Below are 18208 nucleotides of genomic sequence, written 5' to 3'. Positions count from 1 at the left end.
ACGGTACTCGCGCGCTACGGTGGGGTGGTCCGCACGGGAGCCCGAGGACGGGCTGAGAGGGAGCCGGGACCGCTCCGACCGTGGAACCTGATCCGGGTCATGCCGGCGCAGGGAGCGTGATCTCATGAGAGAACTTTCGGTTGTCGGCGGCGGGGTCATCGGCCTCTCGGTCGCTTGGCGCGCGTCCGCACGCGGCCATCGCGTCACCGTGTACGACCCCGAGCCGGGGCGCGGCGCGTCGTGGCTCGCAGGCGGCATGCTCGCGCCTGTCACCGAGGCATGGCCCGGCGAGGAAGACGTCCTCAAGCTCGGCGAAGCGTCGCTGCGGCGCTGGCCCGATTTCGCCCGTGACCTGGCGGAAGAGGGTGTGGACCCGGGTCTTTCGCCGCACGGCACGCTCGTCGTCGCGCTGGACAGCGCCGACGCGGGCAACCTCGAAATGCTCGCCGCGTACCTCGCCGAGCTAGGCCGCGAGGTCGAGCGGCTGACCGGCCGCGAGGTCCGCCGCGCCGAACCCGGGCTCGCCGGGTCCGTCCGAAGTGGACTCCTCGTGCCCGGAGATCTGGCCGTGGACAACAGAAGGCTGCTGCACGCGCTCCGCCACGCCTGCGGCGCGCACGGCGTCGAGTTCCGCCACGAGACGGTCACCGACCTCGAAAGCCTCGACGGCGACGTCGTCCTCGCCGCGGGAGCCTGGACCGGGCGGCTGCATCCCGCGCTCGACGGCGCCGTCCGCCCGCTCAAGGGCGAGATCCTCCGCCTCCGGCCGCGACGGGGTTGCCTGCCACCACCGAAACGCACGGTCCGCGCGATGGTCGAAGGCCGCCCGATCTACCTCGTCCCGCGCGACGACGGTCAGCTCGTACTCGGCGCGACCCAGTACGAGGCCGGTTTCGACGAGACCGTCACCGTCCGAGGCGTTCGTGAGCTGCTCGAAGGCGCGGAGCGCGTCTTCCCGGGCCTCACCGAATACGAACTCGTCGAGACCGCCGCCGGGCTTCGCGCGGCGAGTGTCGACACGATGCCCTTCATCGGTGAGCTGGGCGAAGGTGTCTTCGCCGCGACAGGTCACCATCGCAACGGTCTCCTGATGGCCCCGGTCACCGCGGACGCCGCGGTCGCCTGGCTGGACGGAGTGCCGTTGCCGGACGAGGTCGCGGCGGCCACGCCGTCGCGGCGAAGCGAGGAGCGGGTGTGATGGAGATCCAGGTCAACGGCCAGTGGCGCGAATTCCCCGACGGGACCACGGTCGAGGGCGTGCTGGAGGCGCTGGGCACGGCGACACAGGGGGTCGCGGTCGCGGTGGACGGCGTGGTCGTCCGGCGCGGCGAATGGCCGGAAGCGGTGGTGCGCAAGGGCGCCAGCGTCGACATCCTCACCGCTGTGCAAGGAGGCTGAAATGGACGGCGACCACCTCGTCATCGGCGAGCACAAGCTCTCGTCGCGGTTGATCATCGGCACCGGCGGCGCGGGCAACCTCGCCGTGCTGGAACGCGCGCTGGTGGCGTCCGGCACGGAACTGACCACCGTCGCGATGCGCAAGGCCGACGCCGAAGGGGGCTCCGGCGTCCTCGAACTGCTTCGCCGCCTCGGCATCCGCCTGCTGCCCAACACCGCCGGCTGCCGGACGGCCGCCGAAGCGGTCCTCACCGCGCAGCTCGCCCGCGAAGCGCTCGAGACCGACCTCATCAAGCTGGAGGTCCACGCCGACGACCGCACACTGCTGCCGGACCCGTTCGAGACCCTCGAAGCGGCCGAACAGCTCGCCGCGGACGGCTTCACCGTGCTCGTGTACACCAACGACGACCCGGTGCTGGCGCTGCGGCTGGAGGAGGCGGGCTGCGCGGCGGTGATGCCGCTCGGCGCGCCCATCGGCACCGGTCTCGGCATCCGGAACCCGCACAACATCGAGCTGATCGTGTCGCGCGCGGGGGTCCCGGTGATCCTCGACGCCGGGATCGGCACGGCTTCCGACGCGACGCTGGCGATGGAGCTCGGCTGCGACGCCGTCCTGCTTTCCACCGCCGTGACCAGGGCCGCGGACCCCGAACGGATGGCGTCGGCGATGCGGGCCGCCGTCACCGCGGGGCGGCTGGCCGCCGGCGCGGGGCGGATCCCGCAGCGGTTCTGGGCGCACGCGTCGAGCCCGCCCCGGTAACCCTTTTGTACGGTTCACGGCCTTCACGGCGAGTTCGCACCGGAAGCCCGTATGGTTGACGGCACTTTCCGGAGGCGCACCCGCCGCCGTGTACCCAGAGGAGCCAGTGGTGACCACGTCAGCGGTCCAGGACGTTTCGGGCAGGTTGTTCCTGGCGGTGGGCAGGCTGTCCCGGTCACTGCGCCAGGCGGGCGTGCCCGGGCCAGGCCACGGCGCGATCTCGGCGCTCGCCACGCTCGTGCACTACGGCCAGCTCCGGCTGGGTGACCTCGCGGCGAAGGAAGGCGTCGCCGCGGCCACCATGTCGAGGATCGTCGCTTCGCTGGTCGAAGCGGGCTACGTCAGCCGTGAATCGGACCCGATCGACAGGCGTGCCTGGCTCGCGGAGGCCACCGAAGAGGGCGAGAGGCTGGTTTCCGGCGTCCGGTCGACGCGCGTGAACGAACTGGGCAAACGCCTCGAACGGCTGAGCCCGGAGCACCAGGCGGCCTTGGCGGCGGCCCTTCCGGCGCTCGAAGCGCTCATCGCGGACGAAGAGCGCTGAGTTCCGCGACTTCGGCGCGAAGGGCGCGGAGCTCGTCAAGGATCTCCTTGTTGGCCTGGGCCTGCGTTTCGGCCTGCTTCGCCTCTTCCTCGCGGATGTCCTGGCGAAGCTCGTCCTCCATCCCGCTGACCACCACGGCGATGAAGAGGTTCAGCACCGCGAAGCTGGACACGAGGATGTAGACCACGAAGAACACCCAGGCCATGGGTGCTTCCTTCATGACCTCCTTGGCGATGTCCGGCCATGCCTCGCCGGTCATCACCTGGAACAGCGTGAACAGCGACGTGCCGAGGTCGCCGAAGTTCTCCGGCGAGATCGCGCCGAACAGCTTCGTCGCCATCACGCCCGCGACGAAGATGATCAGCGCGAGGAGCGCGGCGATCGAAGCCATCCCGGGGATCGACGCGAGCAGGCCGGTGACGACCTTCCGCATCGACGGCACGACCGAGATCAGCCGCAGCACGCGCAGGACCCGCAACGCCCGCAGCACCGCGAACGGGCCGGTCGTCGGGATCACCGCGATCCCGACGACGACCAGGTCGAAGATGTTCCACGGGTCGCGGAAGAACTTCCCGCGATAGGCGTAGAGCTTCGCGCCCAGTTCGAGGACGAAGATCCCGAGCGCGATGTAGTCGACCGTGTGCAGCAGGCTCCCGTACTCCGCGAGCATTCTCGTGGAGGTCTCCAGGCCGAGCGTGACGGCGTTGAAGACGATCACCGCGATGATGAAGTTCTGGAAGCGGCGGTCTTCGACGACCCTGGCCACCGTTTCGCGTCCGGTCACGGCGCAGATCGTAACCGGACGGGTGCTCAGTGCCCGGGCGCAAGCCGCCAGAACGCCGAAACCGGACCGACCTTCGCACCCATCGGGTAGGCGTTTTCGACCGCGTGTGAAACGAACCACTTGCCGTAGCGGGCGGCCTCCACGACGGACATCCCCTTCGCGAGACCGGCCGTCAGCGCCGACGCCATGGTGTCCCCGGCGCCGTGCGTGTGCTGGGTCGCGAACCGCTCGCCCGGCAGTTCGACGAACGTGGAACCGTCGAAGAGCACGTCGACGCATTCGGGGTCGGAGACGAGGTGGCCGCTCTTCACGAGCACGTACTTCGGCCCGAGCCGGTGCAGCACGACGGCCGCCTGGTGCATCTGTTCACGGGTGGTCACGGTCATCCCGGTCAGCAGGCGGACCTCGTCGAGGTTCGGCGTGAGGACGGTCGCGCGCGGCAGGAGCTCGTCCCGCAGCGCGACCAGCCCGGCCTCGTCGAACAGCGGATGACCGTGCATCGACGCCGCGACCGGGTCGACCACGAACGGCACCTTGCTGTCGCGGCCGATCTCGGCCTTGTCGCACGCCGCGGCGACGGCGTGGATGATCTCGGCCGAGGCGAGCATGCCGGTCTTGGCCGCGTTGACGCCCATGTCGGCCGCGACGGCCTCGATCTGGCCCGCGACGATCCGCGCCGGGATGTCCGTGCGGTCGTGCACGCCGAGGGTGTTCTGGACGGTCACGGCGGTGACCGCGACCAGACCGTGCACGCCACAGGTGAGGAACGTGCGCAGATCCGCCTGAAGGCCGGCGGCGCCGCCGGAGTCGGACCCCGCGATGGTCAGCGCCGACGGCGGGCTCGGGTTCTCGCTCATGGGTTCATTTTCCACGCGCGTTCTCAGAGGGACAGGACGAGCTTCCCGGTGACCCTGCCACCTTCGCCGGCTTCGTGCGCCTTCGCGACGTCCTCGAGAGGGAAGGTCTGGTCGACGTGGACGCGCAGTTCACCCTTCTCGACGAGGCCGGTCAGCGCCAGTAGACCGATCTCGTCGGGTTCGGCGAGCATCCCCGACGTCCGCACGCCGAGCTTCTCCGCCTTCGTCACGACAGCCTCGCTCGGGCCGCCGGGCACCGCGATCAGCAGGCCGCCCGGTTTCACCGCGTCGAGCCAGCGCAGGTCGCTCTGCTCGCCGACCAGCCCGAACACGACGTCCACATCGGACACGGTCGCGCTCTCGTCGCGGTAGTCGATCGGCTCGTCGACGCCGAGCTCGCGGAGAAAGTCGTGTTTCCCGGCGCTCGCCGTGCCGAGGACGTACGCGCCACGTGCCTTCGCCACCTGGACGGCGAGGTACCCGACCCCGCCCGCGGCCGCGTCGATCAGCACACGCTGCCCCGGCCGGACGTCGGCGATGTCCACGAGGCCCTGCCAGGCGGTGAGCCCGGCGAGCGGCAGTCCGGCGGCCTGCTCGTGGGTGAGGTTCGCGGGTTTGCGCACGAACTGGCGGGCGGGCGCCGCCACGTATTCGCCGTAGCCGCCGGCCTGCCGAGGGAACCACGGGAAGCCGAGGACCTCGTCGCCGACGGCGAAACGCGTGGTGCCGACGCCGAGCTCCTCCACCACCCCGGAGACGTCCCAGCCGAGGACGAACGGTGGCTCGCCCATGAAGACGCCGTAGGCCCGGGTTTTCCAGTCGACCGGGTTGACGCCGGCCGCGCGCACCCGCACGAGCACCTCCGTCGGGGCGGGGGACGGCCGATCGGTTTCGGTCACCTCCAGCACTTCCGGGCCACCAAGCCGCTGCTGGGTCACGACGCGCATGGAAAGCTCCTCCGTTGTCGGTGCTTTCCATGCTCGGGCGCTTGGTCTCTTTTCGCTAGAAGGCACTTATAGTGAAGTGCCGGAATCCCCGTGGGACATCTACCTGCGGAACTGCCCGTGTCGAGACGTCCTCGATCTGCTCGCCAACAAGTGGACCGCGCTCGTGCTCGGCGCGCTGTCGCGGCGGCCGCACCGGTTCGGTGAGTTGCGCCGCGCCGTCGGCGGGATCAGCCAGAAGATGCTGACGCAGAATCTGCGTGCCTTCGAACGCGACGGCCTGGTCACGCGCACGGTCTTCCCGACCACGCCGCCGACCGTCGAGTACGCGCTGACCGAACGCGGCGCGAGCGCGGGCACGCTGCTCATGGCGGTCAGCGAATGGTCCGTCGCCAACTTCGACGGGATCCTCGAATCGCGGAAGGAGTACGACTCGCGGGTGATGGAGCCCGTCAGCTGACCTCGTGAGTGGCAAGGACGGTTCTAACCGTCATTACCACTCACGAGCCCAGCACCTACCGCAGCCTCCAGAACGGCGACACCGGCCCTACCCCGGCCCCCAGCGGATACGACTCCGCCACACAGCGCTCGATGAACCGCTTCCCCTCGGCGACGGCGGTCGGCACGTCCGCCCCCTTCGCCAGCGAAGACGTGATCGCCGAAGCCATCGTGTCGCCGCCGCCGTGCGTGTTCCGGGTATCGAAGCGGGGCCCGCTCAGCTCCACCCAGGACTCACCGTCGGACAACAGGTCCACACAGTCCTGAGCCGCGTCGAGATGCCCGCCCTTCACCAGCACCCACTCGGACCCGAACTCCAGCAACGCCTCCGCCGCCTCGCGCTGAGTCGATGGCCCGGTCACGGAAACGCCGGTCAGCAGCCGCACCTCGTCCAGGTTCGGCGTGATCAGCGTGGCGCGCGGGAAGAGTTCGGTGCGGATCGCCTCCAGCGCCTCCTCGCGCAGCAACGCGTGCCCGGTCATCGAAGCGGCGACGGGGTCGACGACGAACGGCGTGTCCGACGAGCGTCCGATGTGGACTTCGTCGAGGGTCTTCGCGACGGCGTTGATGATCTCGGCCGTCGCGAGCATGCCGGTCTTCGCCGCGTCGACGCCCATGTCCGTGGCGACGGCCTTGATCTGCCCGGTGACGACGTCGACCGGGATCTCGCTGAACCCCTGCACACCCAGCGAGTTCTGCACGGTGACCGCGGTGAGCGCGACCATCCCGTGCACCCCGTTGGCGAAGAAGGTGCGCAGGTCTGCCTGGATGCCCGCACCACCACCGGAATCCGATCCGGCGATGGTGAGGGCCGTCCTGGGCGTGGCTGTCACTGATTGACCACCGGCAGGTACACCTTGTTGCCCTGCTCGGCGAATTCGTGCGACTTCTCCTCCATGCCCGCCTCGATGGCCTCCACAGTGGACAGTCCGTGTTCCTCGGCGTACTTGCGGACGTCCTGGGTGATGCGCATCGAGCAGAACTTCGGCCCGCACATCGAGCAGAAGTGCGCCGTCTTCGCCGGCTCCGCGGGCAGCGTCTCGTCGTGGTACGCGCGGGCGGTGTCGGGGTCCAGCGACAGGTTGAACTGGTCGTTCCAGCGGAATTCGAAGCGGGCCTTGGAAAGCTCGTCGTCCCACTCCTGCGCGTACTGGTGCCCCTTGGCGAGGTCGGCGGCGTGTGCGGCGATCTTGTAGGTGATGACGCCGGTCTTCACGTCGTCGCGGTTCGGCAGGCCGAGGTGCTCCTTCGGCGTGACGTAGCAGAGCATCGCCGTGCCGTACCAGCCGATCTGCGCCGCGCCGATGGCCGAGGTGATGTGGTCGTACGCCGGCGCGATGTCGGTCGCGAGCGGGCCGAGGGTGTAGAACGGCGCCTCGCCGGTCAGCTTCTCCTCGAGTTCGACGTTCTCCTTGATCTTGTGCATCGGCACGTGGCCGGGGCCTTCGATCATCACCTGGACGTCGTGCTCGCGGGCGATGTGGGTGAGCTCGCCCAGCGTCTCCAGTTCGGCGAACTGCGCGCGGTCGTTGGCGTCGGCGATCGAGCCGGGCCGCAGGCCGTCACCGAGCGAGAACGTGACGTCGTACTCGCGCAGGATCTCGCAGAGTTCGGCGAAATTGGTGTACAGGAACGATTCCTTGTGGTGCGCGAGGCACCACGCCGCCATGATCGAGCCGCCGCGCGAGACGATGCCGGTGACCCGGCGCGCGGTCAGCGGGATGTAGCGCAGCAGTACCCCGGCGTGCACGGTGACGTAGTCGACGCCCTGCTCGCACTGCTCGATGATCGTGTCGCGGTAGACCTCCCACGACAGCTTTTCCGGCTCCCCGTTGACCTTTTCCAGTGCCTGGTAGATCGGCACGGTGCCGACCGGCACCGGCGAGTTGCGGATGATCCACTCGCGCGTCTCGTGGATCCGCTTGCCGGTGGAGAGGTCCATGATCGTGTCGGCGCCCCAGCGGGTGGCCCACACCATCTTGTCGACCTCCTCCTCCACGGAGGACCAGACGGCCGAGTTGCCCATGTTGGCGTTGATCTTCACCAGGAACTTCTTGCCGATGATCATCGGCTCGGTCTCCGGGTGCTTGCGGTTGGCGGGGATCACCGCCCGGCCGCGCGCGACCTCGTCCCGCACGAATTCCGGCGAGCAGCGCTCGCGTGCCGCGACGTACTCCATCTCGCGGGTGATGACGCCCTGTTTCGCCCAGCCGAGCTGGGTGTTGTGCTCACGACCGTCGGCCCAGCCGGCGCGCAGCCGATGAAGTCCACTGTGGACATCGATCTGCGCGTCGTCGTCGGTGTACGGGCCGGAGGTGTCGTAAACGTCGAAATGCTCGCCGTTCGAAAGATCGATCCGCCGCGCGGGGACCCGGAGACCGGATTCCGTCTGGTGATAGACCTTCCGGGAACCGGTGATCGGCCCGGTGGTCACGGTCGGCGTGATGCCCTGGGCATTCTCAAGCGTCGTCAACGACGTTCACTCCCTACGCCGGCATTACCCGGTCAGGTTCATGCGGTCGGCGGCGCCGGGTCCTCTGGAAAGACACCAGCCGCCCTCTCAGCCCGCCATGGCGCGAGCTCCCGCGGTTGTTTGGTTGTGCCCCGACCATGCCACGCCGGGGCGCGGACAATCAACCCTCCAAGGCGACGGTCACTCCGAAGCCGACCAGGACACCGCCGGACGTGCGCTCCAGCCACAGCTTGACGCGATCGCGGCGCAGCCACTCACCCAGGCGTGTGACCAGCAGGGCGAGCGACGAAGACCAGACGATGTCGACGGCGATCCACACCGCGACGCCCAGCAGCAGCGGCCACGGCCCGGCGTCGGAGGGGACGAACTGGGGGAGGAACGAGATCGCGAGCACGCCCGCCTTCGGGTTGCTCACGTTGATCAGGAAGCCGGAGCGGAAGCCGCGCCCGCGATGCGCATGACGTCGTAGGCGACCTGGGAGGCGATGAGGAGCGCGGTCAGGCCGAAGACCGCGGCGAGTCCCCAGAACGCGACGCCCGCCTCGATACCCGCGACGGTGGCGAACGCGTTCCGGCGTGAGCCCTTCGCCGACCGCTTGATGAGCATCACCGTCGCCGGGCCGGGGATCGCATCGCCATGAGGAAGGCGGCAACGCGATGCTCTGGGCCGACATGTCGACGGCGTTAGCGGTTCACCGGTTTGGAGCATGTGCGCGCCGGGGATTCACGACAGAATCCCGGAGGTTCTGCACCGTTACAGAAGTCTGGGGTTGATATGCGAAAACTCATGCTCCCGGCACTGGCAGGCGTGCTGATCGCGGGGCTGGTCCCGGCGGTGGCCGCGGCACAGGGCGGTGAGGCGCCCGGAGCGCCCGGCGCCCATCCGAGCTGGCTCCCGGCGGACAAGACCGGCTTCGGCACCGCCCGCGAACGGGCGAGCAACGTCTGGTTCACCCTCCAGGGCGGCCGGATGTCCGAGGTCTACTACCCGGATCTGTCCACGCCGGGCGTTCGCGCGCTCGACCTCGTCGTCACCGACGGGACGAGCTTCGCGACGGTCGATTCGTCGGCCAAGGCGCAGCGGGTGCGCCGTACCGACGGCCTCACCTACGAACAGGCGATCACCGACGACCAGCGCCGCTGGAAGCTCCGCAAGACCTACGTCACCGACCCGGCGCGCACGAGCGTGCTGATCGACGTCGACTTCGTTTCGCTGACCGGCCGCCCGTACCAGGTGTACGCGGTCGCGGATCCCGATCTCACGAACGAAGGATCCGACGACTCCGCACGCACCGATGGGGTGAACGGGGTCGCGTCCGACGCGAAGACCGCGGCCGCGCTGGCGGCGGAACCGGCGTTCTCGCGGAGTTCCGTGGGCTATTCGGGTTCCTCCGACGGCATCACGCAGCTGACGAAATCCTTCACCCTCAAGGATTACGCGACCGCGGCCAAGGGAAACGTGCTGATCACCGGGCAGACGTCCGCCGACGGTGTCCGCTCGCGGGACTTCACGCTTTCGCTCGGCATGGGCGCCAAGGACGCCGACGCGCTCGCCAACGCGAAAGCCTCGCTACGGCGCGGATTTTCCGACACCGCCCGCGCGTACGACCGCGGCTGGAAGCAGTACCTCCGCCAGGTGAAGGACGCGCCGTCGTCGCTCAAGACCAAGCAGGAACGGGACCTCTACCAGGCGTCCGTGCTCATGCTCGCGGCGAGCGAGGACAAGATCCACCAAGGGGCGCTCATCGCGTCGCCGAGTATGCCGTGGCGGTTCGGGAACAACGACCCGGAATGGTCGCCGTCGGGTACCTATCACCTGGTCTGGCCGCGGGACCTCTACCAGATCGCGACCGGTCTGCTCGCCGCCGGCGACCGCGACGCCGCCAACCGGTCGATCGACTACATGTTCGGGACGCAGCAGCTGCCGGACGGGCATCTGCCGCAGAACAGCCACGTCGACGGCACGCCGTACTGGACGTCCATCCAGCTCGACGAGACCGCGCTGCCGATCGTGCTCGCCCAGCAGCTCGGCCGCACCGACGCCAAGACGTGGCAGGGTGTGCGCAAGGCGGCGGAATTCCTGTTGTCCTACAAGGCGGAAAACGGGCACGCGTCGCCGTACAGCCAGCAGGAACGCTGGGAAGAACAGGACGGCTACTCGCCTTCGACGATCGCCGCGGTGATCGCCGGGCTGGTCTGCGCGGCCGACATCGCCAAGGCGAACGGCGCCGCCGCCGACGCGAAGCGCTACCTCGACACCGCCGACGCGTTCAAGGCGAAGCTCGCCCAGTGGACGGTGACCACGAACGGCCCGCTGTCGAAGGACCCGTACTTCGTCCGGCTGACCAAGGACGGCAGCGCGAACAACGGCACGAAGTACAACCTGGGCAACTCCAGCGTGACCATGGACCAGCGTGCCGTGACCGACGCGGGATTCCTCGAACTGGTGAGGCTGGGCATCTACCGCGCCGACGATCCGGTGATCAGGAACAGCGTCAAGGTCACCGATGCCGACATCGCCTTCACCACCCCGACGGGTCAGTTCTGGCACAGGTATACGAAGGACGGCTACGGCGAGAAGGCCGACGGGTCACCGTGGGACTACACCTTCCCGGCGGAAAGCCGGACCACTTTCGGGCGACTCTGGCCGCTGCTGGCGGGTGAACGCGGCGAGTACGACCTCGCCAATGGTGACCGTGGTACGGCCGCGAAGCGCCTTCGCGACCTGGGGCGCGTCAGCAGCTCCGGGGACACGATGCCGGAGCAGGTCTGGGACGAGAACGAGCCCTCGGGGCAGCCCGGCTTCCCGGCGGGCACCCCGACCGCGTCCGCGACGCCGCTGGCCTGGACGCATGCGCAGTACCTCCGGCTCGCGTGGTCGGTGGAGGCGGGGAAGGTGATCGAACAGCCGCGGGTGGTGCGGTGCCACTTCCTGGGCTGCTGACCCTCCCGTGAACGCTATGAAAGGTCCTTTCCTTGCAAAATTTGCAAGGAAAGGACCTTTCATAGCACGCGGGGCAGCTGCGAGAGGGTCAGTCGTCGGCGGACTCGGGCCGCGCTTCCGGCAGCCATGTGTTGCCCGGAACGCCCCATTTGTTCGCCTTGAGCATCTTCTTCGCCGCACGGGCGTGGCGCCCGACGAGCCGGTCGAGGTAGATGAAGCCGTCCAGGTGATCGGTCTCGTGCTGCAGGCAGCGCGCGAAGTAACCGGTGCCTTCGACCTCGATCGGATTGCCGTCGACGTCGAAGCCGGTGACCTTCGCCCACGAAGCGCGGCCGGTCGGGTACGACTCGCCGGGCGCCGACAGGCAGCCTTCCCAGTCGTCGTCCGGATCCGGCATCGTCTCCGGGATCTCCGACGTCTCGAGCTTCGGGTTCACCACGGCGCCCTTGTGGCGCGTGCCCTCGTCGTCGGGGCAGTCGTAGACGAACACGCGCAGGTCGAGGCCGATCTGGTTGGCCGCGAGGCCCACCCCTTCGGCGGCGTACATGGTCTCGAACATGTCGTCGATGAGCGTGCGCAGCTTGGCGTCGAACTCGGTGATCTCCCGAGTCGGGTTGTGCAGCACGGGCTCGCCGGCGATCACGATGGGATGGACGGTCACGCGCGCAGTTTAGTCGGACCCTTCTGGTACACCCTTACCCATGACGCGCCGACGTCGTTACCGAGGCCGGGCGCCGCATCCGTGGTCTAATGGCGCCGCGGAATGACAAGCCTGTGGTTTCACGCCCGCCGAGCACTGACCTGATTGCGAGGAGTCGGATGGACGCCGCGGAGTCGATGGCTGAGCCCGACCAGCCGTCCCCGTCGGAGACCGTGAACGGCCTCAGCGAGCGCGAGCTCGACATGCTCGCGTTCGAACGGCAGTGGTGGAAGTACGCCGGCGCGAAGGAACAGGCCATCCGCGAACGCTTCTCTATGTCGTCGACGCGCTACTACCAGTTGCTGAACCGGCTGCTCGAGAAGACCGAAGCCATGCAGGCCGATCCGATGCTGGTGAAGCGCCTGCGAAAGACGCGAGCGGCCCGGCAGCGCAATCGCGCGGCCCGGCGACTGGGGATCGATCTCTCATGAGTCTGTTTTCGGGTCTGTCCCGGCCGATGAAGGCCGCCGGACTGGCCTTGGTCGGTGTCGCCGTGATCGCCGCCGTGATCGGCGGCATCACCCTGACCAGCGGCGGCGGTGACTCGGACACCGCGACGCCGCCCGGCAGCACGCCCACGTCCTCGGACGGCGCGACGCAGCCTTCGTCCCCGGCGCCGGGTTCGCCCTCCGCCGGCACGCCGCCCGCGTCGTCGGCGCCTCCGTCGAGCGCGCCCGCGAGTTCCGCGCCGCCTGCGAGCCAGCCAGGGCAGACGGGTCAGCCCGGCCAGCCCGGGCCGGGACAGCCCGGCGGTGATCAGCAGGCGTCGCACAAGTGGGTGACGGTGCGCGTCTACAACAACAGCACGATCCAGGGCCTCGCCGAGCAGGCCGCGAAGGACTTCCGCGCCTCCGGCTGGAACGTCTCCGAGGTCAAGGGCTACCCGGGCAGGCTCCCCGAGACCGTGGCGTACTACCGGCCGGGCACCGACGAGGAAGCGGCCGCGAAGGCGCTGGCGCTGGAGTTCGGTTTCCGCGCCGAGCCCAGGTTCAAGGAGATCGAAAACATCGGCCCGGGCGTGATCGTCATCCTCACCAAGGACTACAAGACCAACGACAAGGACGGCTCCTAGCCGATCCGTGAAAGGGCCCTCTCCCTCGCGAGGAAGAGGGCCCTTTCACGTACTTCAGACCTGGGTCTGCGCGTACGCCTCCAGCGCCGCGAGCTGAGCCGGGTCGAGCGACGGCCGCACGGCCTTGGCCGCCTTCGCCAGATGCTCGGCGGTGACCTCCTTGGCCTCCAGCGATTCGCGCATCGCGGTCAGCGCGGCCTCCCGGATCAGCGCCGCGCAGTCCGCCGCCGAATAACCGTCCAAAGTGGCCGCATAGGCCGCGAGGTCCACATCGGACGCGAGCGGCGTGTTCTTGGCGCTGGCGGCCAGGATCGCTTCGCGCGCGTGCGCGTCCGGCGGCGGGACGTAGACGCGGCGCTCCAGCCGTCCGGGCCGCAGGAGGGCCGGGTCGACCAGTTCCGGCCGGTTCGTCGCACCGAGGACGACGACCTCGCGCATCGGCTCGACACCGTCCAATTCGGTCAGCAGGGCCGCGACGACGCGGTCCGACACGCCGGAATCCGAGGACTGGCCGCGGCGCGGGGCGAGCGCGTCGATCTCGTCGAGGAAGATCAGCGACGGCGCGGCCTCGGCGGCGCGGCGGAACAGTTCCCGCACGGCGCGTTCGGACTCGCCGACCCATTTGTCCATCAGTTCGGCGCCCTTGACCGCGAAGACGTTCAGCGCGCCGGTGCCCGCGAGCGCGCGGACCAGGAATGTCTTGCCGCCGCCGGGCGGCCCGTACAGGAGCACGCCGCGCGGCGGATCGACGCCGAGGCGGGCGAACGAGTCCGGGTAGCGCAGCGGCCACAGCACCGCCTCGGTGAGCGACTGCTTGACGTCGGTCATGTTCCCGACGTCGTCCAGCGTCAGCCCGCCGGTCGCCAGGTTGTCCGAAGTGGACATCGAAATGGGACGGACGGTGGTCAGCGCGTCGAGCAGGTCCTGCTGGGAGATCCGGGGTTCGTCGGCTTCGCGTTGCCGCAGCGCGGCGCGGAGGGCGGCGTCGCGGCGGAGCGCGATGAGGTCCGCGGCCACGAAGCCGGGAGTGCGCTCGGCGATCGGGCCGACGTCGACGCCGGACTCCAGCGGGGCCTCGCGCAGAAGCACGCGCAGCAGTTCCGTTCGGGTCTTCGAGTCCGGGAGCGGCAGGCCGAGTTCGCGGTCGAGCAGGTCTGCGGCCCGCAGCCGCGGATCGGTGGACTCGGCCCGCCCGGTGGTGGCGACGACGGCGAAACCCTTGGTGCGCAAGGCTTTGCGCAGGTCGTCGAGGACGACCGTCGCGAGCGGCGGCGGCTGGGACGCGGGCAGCAGCGCGTCGATGTCGGTGATCAGCAGGACAGCGGGGTCTTCGTCGTGGGTGGCCTGCTCGATCGCCTCACGCAGGCGCGCCGCGGCGACGTTCGGTTCGAGGACGGCGATGTTCGGCGCCGCGAGCGACACCACCCGCACCTTCTCGGCCTGCGCCACGGCGCGGACCAGTGTCGCCTTCCCGACGCCTTCCGGCCCGGACAACAGGACCCCGAGATGCGCCGACGTCCCGAGTTTCGCCAGCAGCTCCGGGCGGTGGAAGGCCAGGTCGAACCATTCGGCGAGCTTGCGCGCGGCCGCTTCGGAGCCGGCGAGATCCGACAACGGCGGCACGGATTCCTCGGCCGCCTCGTCGATCCGCTCGTCTTCGACGATCTCGGCGTCGATGAAATCCTCGTATGGCGTGGCAGGAGTGCTGCGCACCAGCGTCGTCCCGGCGCGGGCCGGAGCGGCGGCGGGCGCGGGCTCACCGGTGCGGGCGCCGTCACGCCAGCTGACCACAGTGGACGGTCCGACGGCGACCGGCCCCGACGGCTCGGTGGCGGTGACGGTGAGCAGCTCGTTCGTCCACGTCATGCCGATGGCGCGGGACAGCTGGCCGCGGACCGCGGAGACGTCGGAACCCGGCGCGGGCGCGAGATCCTGGGGGAGCAGGGAAACGGCGTCGCCGACGGTCAGGACCTTGCCGATCAGGGCGAGCCGCAGGGTGTGCGGGGAGAGCGACACGCTCGCGATACGCGAACCCGCCACGGTGACCGTCTTCGCGGCCGACACCTCCGCCGGCGCGACGACGACCTCCGAGCCCTCGGTCACGCCGAGGTTCGACATCGTGACGTCGTCGAGGAGGATCACCCCCGGGATCCCCTCCGCGTCCGACGGGGCGGCCAGCGCCGAGCTGACCCGCGCGCCGGTGACACGGACGGCGTCCCAGGCCATCAGGCCGAGTGCGTCGAGGACTTCGGGGTGCAGCCGGACGACGCCGCGGCGGGAGTCCAGGGCGGACGGGGTGTGCCGGACGGTCAGCGTGATCTGGGGTGCGCTCACCCCGCCACCCTATCCAGCCTCGCGCCGCCCAGACGTCGCCGCGCGGTGAGCCGCCCGAGTACATGAAGGCCCCCTTCCTTGCGCTAGACGCAAGAGGAAGGGGGCCTTCATGTACTTGAGCCGTCTGTCCCCAAGTTGTCCACAGCGTCACCCACTTGTGGACAACTCCGGTCCCTGACCCCGTTTCCCCAGTTCCCGTCGGACAGCCCCGATACGCTGGGCGCGGGGCCGTCCCCCAGGGACGGGTGGGGGGCTGGGGTGGCGCGGGTCAGCGTTTCCGGAGGCCGATCCGGCGCCACGAGCGGCGACGCGGGCCTCGGCCGTTGTCGCGGTCCTTGTCGGTGCTGATGGTGCGCGGAGTACGCGCGACGTGCTGTTCGCCCCGCTGGAGCCGGACCCGCTGAGCGGCGCCTGCCACCACCCGGCGCAGCGGCGGGCGCAGGCCAAGACGGCGGCGGCTCGAGCGCCGCCGGATCGCGCGCCGTTCCCGCGGCGGCGCCATCCACGCCTCGGGATGGTTCGCCAGCCACCGTTGCCGGTACACCGAGTACGGGATGTGCGCCAGGTACAGCACCAGCGCGATCGCCAGCGCCACCAGCGGGAACTGGATGATCGCGGCGGCCAGCAGGCCCACCCCGACCAGCAGCGGCGCGATCGCCTTGGGCGGCGCCTTCACCGTCTTCAGCGACAGCGTCGGGATCCGGCTGATCAGCAACGCGGCGACGGCGATCGTCCACACCCACACCACGTACTGGTGCGACCACCAGCCCTGCCCGAACTGCAGTTCCAGGATCAGCGGCAGCATCGCCAGCAGACCACCGGCGGGCGCGGGCACCCCGACGAAGAACTCGCCCGCGTACGGCGGCTGCTCGGTGTCCTCGATCAGCGTGTTGAACCGCGCCAGCCGCAGGATCATGCAGACCGCGAAGATCAGCGAAGCGACCCAGCCGATCCGCTCGCCCTCCGCATGCCAGACGTACAGCACCAGCGCGGGCGCGACACCGAACGAGATCCCGTCGGACAGCGAGTCGAGCTCCTGCCCCATCTTCGACGTCGCGTCCAGCAGCCGCGCGATCCGGCCGTCGAGACTGTCGAGCACCGCGGCGATCCCGATCGACGCGATCGCCATCGGATAGTTGCCGATCAGCGCGAACTGCACCGACGACAGGCCGGCGCACAGGGCGAGCACCGTGATGGCGTTCGGCAGCAGCCGCACGCCGGGAGTGGTCACGCGGACCATGGATCAGCCTTCCGGGTGCGGCGCCGTGGGCAGCTCGGCGATCGGCGTCTCGCCGCCGATCGTGCGCTGGCCCTTCGAGACGAGAACCTTGCTGCCCGGCGGCAGGTACAGGTCGACTCGCGAGCCGAAGCGGATGATGCCGTACGTCGCGCCGACGCCGACCTTGTCACCCTCGCGGATCTCACAGAGGATGCGCCGGGCCACCAGCCCGGCGATCTGCACCACGACGAGCTCGTGGCCGTCTTCGGTGCGCATGAGCACGGAGTTGCGCTCGTTGTCCTCGCTCGCCTTGTCCAGGTCCGCGGACAGGAACTTCCCTGGCCGGTACGCGACCCGCTCGATCACGCCCGACGCCGGGACCCGCTGGACGTGCACGTCGAACACCGACAGGAACACGCTCACCCGCATCCGCGGTTCGGCGGGCAGGCCCAGCTCGGGCGGCGGCACGGCCTCCTCGATCAACGAGACCAGACCGTCCGCCGACGCGACCGCGAGGCCGGACTGGGCGGGCGGGACGCGCTTCGGCTCACGGAAGAACGCGGCCGTGGCGGCCGTCGCGAGCGCGCCGACGACGCCCAGGCGCTTGGAGAACCTCCGCAGCACCAGCGTCGCGGCGAGGCCGCCGAACACGAACGGCCTGCCGGCCGGGTGCATCGGCGGGACGGTCTCGCGGGCGAGCTTCACGGCGTGCGCGAGGGGATTACCAGTGGCTTCCGGCCGGTTGCCGCTCATTGGTCGGGTTCACCGCAGTTCGTGTCGGGGGGTCGGGACAGGAAGAGCCACCACGCTACCGCCCTGTCCGGAGACGAGCCGTGGCCTCCCCCGGAAGGGTTTCCCCGGGCCGGGTGGGAGGGGCCACATCCCGGTAACGGAAGGTGGAAATACGCGATAACTCTAGGTAGTTGATGCCGATAGCCGACCTTGAGGACCCGCGAATGCCCGCCAGTCCGGACCCCGCAGGCGAGCGACTCGCCGAGCTGTTCCGCGCCTGGAAGAGGGACATTTCGGCGGCGCCGATGCCTCCGCTCATCGATCCCGTCCGCGCCGCCTCGGTCATCGCCGAGGCACGCGCGTCCGGTCGCATATGCCCCCCGACGGCACATGCGACCGGACGCGGCCACTGGAACTGAGCGAAACTCCCACTTTAGTTCGCCGGACGCCCGTGATCGCCGGTCGCGAGAAAACCGTTACCAACGGTCACTCCATCGGTCATCGGCGAGAGGAATCGCTCCGCCCGGAACCGCGCACCAGCCGCAGCAGGGCGAGCAGCACGATCGAACCGAGGATGGCGACGCCGAAGCTGGGGAAGTCGAACTCGAAGGTCCGCTCGGTGCCGGTGGCGATGCGGTAGACGAAGCCGCCGAGCGCCGCGCCCAGTACGCCGATCAGGATGCTGAACAGGCAGCCGCCCCGCCGGTCCGGGCCGCCGACCACGACATTGGCCAGCCATCCGGCGATGGCGCCGAACACGATCCACGAGAAGAAACCCATGCCATCGAGGTTACGTGGACTGCCCGAGGTGGCCCCGGTGGCGCCGCCCGCCCGCGGTGGTCGTGGGGGGGGGGTCGTGTTTTCCCCCCAAACCCCCCCCCCCAACAACCCTGCGCCAGGCCCCCCGGAACCTCAACTCATTTTTTGCAAAAAGGGTCGTGGAAACCCTG

18 protein-coding genes, 1 pseudogene and 1 riboswitch are annotated in these 18208 nt (G+C 69.6%); of the genes and pseudogenes, 8 read left to right on the top strand and 11 right to left on the bottom strand.

Annotated elements, in window-relative coordinates; genetic code table 11:
• The first annotated feature begins 23 nt into the window (after window positions 1-23).
• A riboswitch (TPP riboswitch) is annotated at window positions 24-131 on the top strand.
• The 4 genes from thiO (at window position 125) to AC0685_RS39915 (ending at window position 2702) form a co-directional block, all read left to right on the top strand.
• Entirely contained in the window at window positions 125-1198 is a 1074-nt protein-coding gene (gene thiO / locus AC0685_RS39930; protein WP_478230247.1) for a glycine oxidase ThiO, read from the top strand. It overlaps the preceding riboswitch by 7 nt.
• A complete protein-coding gene (gene thiS, locus AC0685_RS39925) occupies window positions 1198-1398 on the top strand; it encodes a sulfur carrier protein ThiS (RefSeq protein ID WP_007033436.1) in 201 nt (66 codons plus the stop codon). The genes thiO and thiS overlap by 1 nt, the downstream gene beginning before the upstream one ends.
• A gap of 1 nt (window position 1399) precedes the next feature.
• Window positions 1400-2158, top strand: coding sequence for a thiazole synthase (gene thiG, locus AC0685_RS39920; RefSeq protein WP_340686439.1), 759 nt, complete (start codon window positions 1400-1402; stop codon window positions 2156-2158).
• A gap of 109 nt (window positions 2159-2267) precedes the next feature.
• On the top strand, window positions 2268-2702 hold the full coding sequence (locus tag AC0685_RS39915) for a MarR family winged helix-turn-helix transcriptional regulator (RefSeq protein WP_340686440.1): 435 nt from the start codon (window positions 2268-2270) through the stop codon (window positions 2700-2702).
• Here AC0685_RS39915 and AC0685_RS39910 read toward each other — a convergent pair.
• Genes AC0685_RS39910 through AC0685_RS39900 form a run of 3 tightly spaced genes read right to left on the bottom strand, consistent with a single transcriptional unit; the run spans window position 2680 to window position 5290 of the window.
• Entirely contained in the window at window positions 2680-3486 is an 807-nt protein-coding gene (locus AC0685_RS39910; RefSeq protein ID WP_340686441.1) for an ion transporter, read from the bottom strand. The genes AC0685_RS39915 and AC0685_RS39910 overlap by 23 nt on opposite strands.
• A 26-nt stretch (window positions 3487-3512) precedes the next feature.
• Window positions 3513-4343: a bifunctional hydroxymethylpyrimidine kinase/phosphomethylpyrimidine kinase gene (thiD, locus tag AC0685_RS39905; protein ID WP_478230246.1), complete on the bottom strand. Its 831-nt coding sequence runs from the start codon at window positions 4341-4343 to the stop codon at window positions 3513-3515.
• Window positions 4344-4366: 23 nt separating this feature from the next.
• Window positions 4367-5290, bottom strand: coding sequence for an NADP-dependent oxidoreductase (locus AC0685_RS39900; RefSeq protein ID WP_478230245.1), 924 nt, complete (start codon window positions 5288-5290; stop codon window positions 4367-4369).
• 76 nt (window positions 5291-5366) lie between these two features.
• On the opposite strand from AC0685_RS39900, the gene AC0685_RS39895 reads away from it, so the two are divergent.
• Complete coding sequence (locus tag AC0685_RS39895; protein WP_478230244.1) at window positions 5367-5747, top strand: winged helix-turn-helix transcriptional regulator; 381 nt, start codon at window positions 5367-5369, stop codon at window positions 5745-5747.
• Between the two features lie 55 nt (window positions 5748-5802).
• On the opposite strand, the gene thiD (AC0685_RS39890) is transcribed toward AC0685_RS39895, so the two are convergent.
• From thiD (AC0685_RS39890) to AC0685_RS39880, 3 genes and pseudogenes are all read right to left on the bottom strand, one after another.
• Window positions 5803-6618: a bifunctional hydroxymethylpyrimidine kinase/phosphomethylpyrimidine kinase gene (gene thiD, locus AC0685_RS39890; RefSeq protein WP_478230243.1), complete on the bottom strand. Its 816-nt coding sequence runs from the start codon at window positions 6616-6618 to the stop codon at window positions 5803-5805.
• Entirely contained in the window at window positions 6615-8258 is a 1644-nt protein-coding gene (thiC, locus tag AC0685_RS39885) for a phosphomethylpyrimidine synthase ThiC (RefSeq protein WP_478230242.1), read from the bottom strand. The genes thiD (AC0685_RS39890) and thiC overlap by 4 nt, the downstream gene beginning before the upstream one ends.
• Window positions 8259-8418: 160 nt before the next feature.
• A pseudogene (locus AC0685_RS39880) lies at window positions 8419-8864 on the bottom strand (LysE family translocator).
• 168 nt (window positions 8865-9032) lie between these two features.
• Between AC0685_RS39880 and AC0685_RS39875 the strand changes: the two are divergent.
• Window positions 9033-11201, top strand: a complete 2169-nt coding sequence (locus AC0685_RS39875; RefSeq protein ID WP_478230241.1) for a glycoside hydrolase family 15 protein — start codon at window positions 9033-9035, stop codon at window positions 11199-11201.
• A gap of 88 nt (window positions 11202-11289) precedes the next feature.
• On the opposite strand, the gene AC0685_RS39870 is transcribed toward AC0685_RS39875, so the two are convergent.
• A complete protein-coding gene (locus AC0685_RS39870; protein WP_478230240.1) occupies window positions 11290-11862 on the bottom strand; it encodes a peptide deformylase in 573 nt (190 codons plus the stop codon).
• 158 nt (window positions 11863-12020) lie between these two features.
• Between AC0685_RS39870 and AC0685_RS39865 the strand changes: the two genes are divergently transcribed.
• Together AC0685_RS39865 and AC0685_RS39860 are read left to right on the top strand one after the other, a co-directional pair.
• Window positions 12021-12332 carry a DUF3263 domain-containing protein gene (locus AC0685_RS39865; RefSeq protein ID WP_005160574.1) on the top strand — a complete coding sequence of 104 codons (312 nt, stop codon included), beginning with the start codon at window positions 12021-12023 and terminating at the stop codon, window positions 12330-12332.
• Window positions 12329-12973, top strand: a complete 645-nt coding sequence (locus tag AC0685_RS39860) for a LytR C-terminal domain-containing protein (RefSeq protein ID WP_478230239.1) — start codon at window positions 12329-12331, stop codon at window positions 12971-12973. The genes AC0685_RS39865 and AC0685_RS39860 overlap by 4 nt, the downstream gene beginning before the upstream one ends.
• A 54-nt stretch (window positions 12974-13027) precedes the next feature.
• Here AC0685_RS39860 and AC0685_RS39855 read toward each other — a convergent pair whose 3' ends face one another.
• From AC0685_RS39855 to AC0685_RS39840, 4 genes are all read right to left on the bottom strand, one after another.
• Complete coding sequence (locus AC0685_RS39855) at window positions 13028-15307, bottom strand: AAA family ATPase (RefSeq protein WP_478230238.1); 2280 nt, start codon at window positions 15305-15307, stop codon at window positions 13028-13030.
• A 268-nt stretch (window positions 15308-15575) separates the two neighbouring features.
• Window positions 15576-16547: a CDP-diacylglycerol--serine O-phosphatidyltransferase gene (pssA, locus tag AC0685_RS39850; protein ID WP_378443732.1), complete on the bottom strand. Its 972-nt coding sequence runs from the start codon at window positions 16545-16547 to the stop codon at window positions 15576-15578.
• A 3-nt stretch (window positions 16548-16550) separates the two neighbouring features.
• Window positions 16551-17279: a phosphatidylserine decarboxylase gene (locus tag AC0685_RS39845; RefSeq protein WP_007033423.1), complete on the bottom strand. Its 729-nt coding sequence runs from the start codon at window positions 17277-17279 to the stop codon at window positions 16551-16553.
• Between the two features lie 477 nt (window positions 17280-17756).
• Window positions 17757-18038, bottom strand: a complete 282-nt coding sequence (locus AC0685_RS39840) for a GlsB/YeaQ/YmgE family stress response membrane protein (protein ID WP_478230236.1) — start codon at window positions 18036-18038, stop codon at window positions 17757-17759.
• Window positions 18039-18208 lie beyond the last annotated feature (170 nt).

This window comes from Amycolatopsis sp. NPDC043889 (assembly GCF_056435645.1).
This window is presented reverse-complemented; position numbering and strand designations above follow the sequence as displayed.

Coding starts and splice junctions, on each gene's coding strand:
- thiO (WP_478230247.1), top strand. CDS start 125: ATGAGAGAACTTTCGGTTGTCGGCGGCGGGGTCATCGGCCTCTCGGTC.
- thiS (WP_007033436.1), top strand. CDS start 1,198: ATGGAGATCCAGGTCAACGGCCAGTGGCGCGAATTCCCCGACGGGACC.
- thiG (WP_340686439.1), top strand. CDS start 1,400: ATGGACGGCGACCACCTCGTCATCGGCGAGCACAAGCTCTCGTCGCGG.
- thiD (WP_478230246.1), bottom strand. CDS start 4,343: ATGAGCGAGAACCCGAGCCCGCCGTCGGCGCTGACCATCGCGGGGTCC.
- AC0685_RS39900 (WP_478230245.1), bottom strand. CDS start 5,290: ATGCGCGTCGTGACCCAGCAGCGGCTTGGTGGCCCGGAAGTGCTGGAG.
- AC0685_RS39875 (WP_478230241.1), top strand. CDS start 9,033: ATGCGAAAACTCATGCTCCCGGCACTGGCAGGCGTGCTGATCGCGGGG.
- AC0685_RS39865 (WP_005160574.1), top strand. CDS start 12,021: ATGGACGCCGCGGAGTCGATGGCTGAGCCCGACCAGCCGTCCCCGTCG.
- AC0685_RS39860 (WP_478230239.1), top strand. CDS start 12,329: ATGAGTCTGTTTTCGGGTCTGTCCCGGCCGATGAAGGCCGCCGGACTG.
- pssA (WP_378443732.1), bottom strand. CDS start 16,547: ATGGTCCGCGTGACCACTCCCGGCGTGCGGCTGCTGCCGAACGCCATC.
- AC0685_RS39845 (WP_007033423.1), bottom strand. CDS start 17,279: ATGAGCGGCAACCGGCCGGAAGCCACTGGTAATCCCCTCGCGCACGCC.
- AC0685_RS39840 (WP_478230236.1), bottom strand. CDS start 18,038: ATGGGTTTCTTCTCGTGGATCGTGTTCGGCGCCATCGCCGGATGGCTG.